The 2264-nt window shown below is 67.6% G+C and carries 5 protein-coding genes and 1 tRNA gene; 4 read left to right on the plus strand and 2 right to left on the minus strand.

The genetic code is table 11. From position 1 onward, the window contains the following. The 4 genes from VNM24_11960 to VNM24_11975 form a co-directional block, all read left to right on the plus strand. A partial coding sequence (locus VNM24_11960; protein ID HWQ39302.1) for a cytochrome c1 occupies window positions 1-384 on the plus strand: 384 nt, incomplete at its 5' end. Window positions 385-467: 83 nt separating this feature from the next. Next, on the plus strand, window positions 468-1067 hold the full coding sequence (locus tag VNM24_11965) for a glutathione S-transferase N-terminal domain-containing protein (protein ID HWQ39303.1): 600 nt from the start codon (window positions 468-470) through the stop codon (window positions 1065-1067). A gap of 17 nt (window positions 1068-1084) precedes the next feature. Continuing rightward, a complete protein-coding gene (locus tag VNM24_11970) occupies window positions 1085-1516 on the plus strand; it encodes a ClpXP protease specificity-enhancing factor (GenBank protein ID HWQ39304.1) in 432 nt (143 codons plus the stop codon). Window positions 1517-1565: 49 nt separating this feature from the next. Further along, window positions 1566-1638 (plus strand) — tRNA-Thr (locus tag VNM24_11975). Between the two features lie 7 nt (window positions 1639-1645). Here VNM24_11975 and VNM24_11980 read toward each other — a convergent pair. Next, window positions 1646-1846 carry a DUF2905 domain-containing protein gene (locus VNM24_11980; GenBank protein ID HWQ39305.1) on the minus strand — a complete coding sequence of 67 codons (201 nt, stop codon included), beginning with the start codon at window positions 1844-1846 and terminating at the stop codon, window positions 1646-1648. Window positions 1847-1855: 9 nt separating this feature from the next. Beyond that, entirely contained in the window at window positions 1856-2209 is a 354-nt protein-coding gene (locus VNM24_11985; protein ID HWQ39306.1) for a hypothetical protein, read from the minus strand. Between the last annotated feature and the right edge of the window lie 55 nt (window positions 2210-2264).

The following is a 2264-nucleotide window of genomic DNA, read 5'->3' on the forward strand; positions in this document are numbered from 1 at the left end:
GCCGACTGGCTCTACACCTACCTGCGCACGTTCTACCGCGATCCGAAGTCGGCGACCGGATGGAACAACGCCGTGTTCCCGAACGTCGCCATGCCGCACGCGCTGTGGCTGCTGCAGGGCGAACGGGGCCTGGAGATCGCCGCCGTCAAGGACAAGGCCGGCCACGATGCGCTCGAGTACCGCTGGCGGCAGCTTGCGCCGGGGACGCTTTCGCCGGCGCAGTATGACGCCGCGGTCCGCGACCTCGTCAATTTCCTGATGTACGTCGCCGAGCCCGATGCCCGCACGCGCAAGACCGTCGGCATCGTGGTGCTGTTCGTGCTGGGCGTGCTGTTCGTCCTCGCGTATGCCCTCAAGAAGGAGTACTGGAAGGACGTGAAATAGCGCAGGGGCGCGGCCGCCGCCCCCCCGCGCAAGGGCCCGGGCGGGCGCCCGGCCCCGCCATCCGCGTCGAGGAATTCCCCGCCATGATGCAACTGTATTCCGGCACGACCTGCCCGTTCAGCCACCGCTGCCGCTTCGTGCTCTACGAGAAGGGCATGGACTTCCAGGTGATTGACGTGGACATGTACAACAAGCCGGAAGACATCGCGGTGATGAACCCGTACAACCGGCTGCCGGTGCTGGTCGAGCGCGACCTGATCCTCTACGAGTCCAACATCATCAACGAATACATTGACGAGCGCTTTCCGCACCCGCAGCTGATGCCCGCCGACCCGGTGATGCGCGCGCGCGCGCGGCTGATGCTGTTCAACATGGAAGTCGAGCTGTTCTCGCAGATCGAGGCGCTGGAATCCGGCAAGGAAAAGGCGGTCGAGCGCGCCCGCCAGCACGTGCACGACCGCCTCGTCGAGCTGGCGCCGGTCTTCACGCGCACCCGGTACATGCTCGGCGACGAGTTCAGCATGCTCGACGTGGCGATCGCGCCGCTCCTGTGGCGGCTCGACCACTACGGCATCCGGTTGGGCAAGCCGGCGGCGCCGCTCGCCAAGTACGCCGAGCGCATCTTCTCGCGGCCGGCGTTCATCGAGGCGCTCACCCCGTCGGAGAAAGTGATGCGGAAGTAGTCCCGCCGCCGCGCGCGATGGCGAACCCCGAGATCCCGACCAAGCCGTACCTGCTGCGTGCGCTCTACGAGTGGTGCGTGGACAACGGCTACACGCCGCACATCGCGGTGAAGGTGGATTCGCGCGCGCAGGTTCCGGCCGAATACGTCAAGGACGGCGAGATCACGTTCAACATCTCTCCGGTCGCGGTGCACAAGCTGCAGATGGGCAACGAGTTGATCGAGTTCTCGGCGCGCTTTGCAGGCGTCGCGCGCCAGATCTCGGTTCCGGTGGGCAGCGTCTTTGCGCTGTATGCGCGCGAAACCGGCCACGGCATGACCTTCGAGGTCGAGGCGCCGAAGCCGGCGCTTCAGGCCGCCGCCGAGGCCGAACCGGGCGCGCTGCCGGCCTCCGAGCCCGAGCCGACCAAGCCCTCGGGCGGCAAGCCGCAGTTGCGGCGCATCAAGTAGCGCGCATGCGGCGCGGACCGAAGGGGCCGCGCTTACAATTCCGCCGAGGGCCGGCTTAGCTCAGATGGTAGAGCAGCGGTTTTGTAAACCGTTGGTCGGCGGTTCGAATCCGTCAGCCGGCACCGGCGCTCAGCGCCGGAAGATCCACAAAATGAGCGTCAGCACCAGCGACACCAGGATGCTGGTGGTGATCGGAAAGTAGAAGGTGAAGCCCTCGCGCTTCACCTCGATGTCGCCGGGGAGCCTGCCCAGCCCCAGCTTCGCCACCAGCGGCCAGGCGAGGCCGAGCACGAGGAGCACGATCCCGAGGGTGATCAGCCATTTCTGCATCGGCGCGACTCACGGGGATTGCGGGTTCGATTCTGCCACCGGCCGCACGATCGCGCGGCGTTCCTCGTCCGCGTGCAGGCGCTCGAACGGCCTGAGCGCCTCGGGCAGATCGGCTTTCACCTCAAGCCGCTGGCGTTCCGAGGCATTTCCCAGCCGCTGACGCTCGGCGAGGTGTCGCAGCGCAACCGCGCGGCGGCGCTCCAGGTCCCCCGGCGCGATGCGCGCCTGTTCCAGCGACTGGCGCAACTGCAGGCTGAACGCGTCCGACTGCTGCGCGCGCAGCATCAACTCGCGCTGGATAGCCTGCTCCTGCGCCTGTGCGTGCGGCAGGACCAGCGCGGCGAGCAGGAATGCGGCCCTCATCGCCTTCCTTGGGCCGCCGCGAGCACGGGGAGTTCCCGGCTCGACGCGTTCGCGC

The organism is Burkholderiales bacterium, assembly GCA_035560005.1.
Taxonomy (GTDB): Bacteria; Pseudomonadota; Gammaproteobacteria; order Burkholderiales; family Eutrophovitaceae; genus DASRFY01.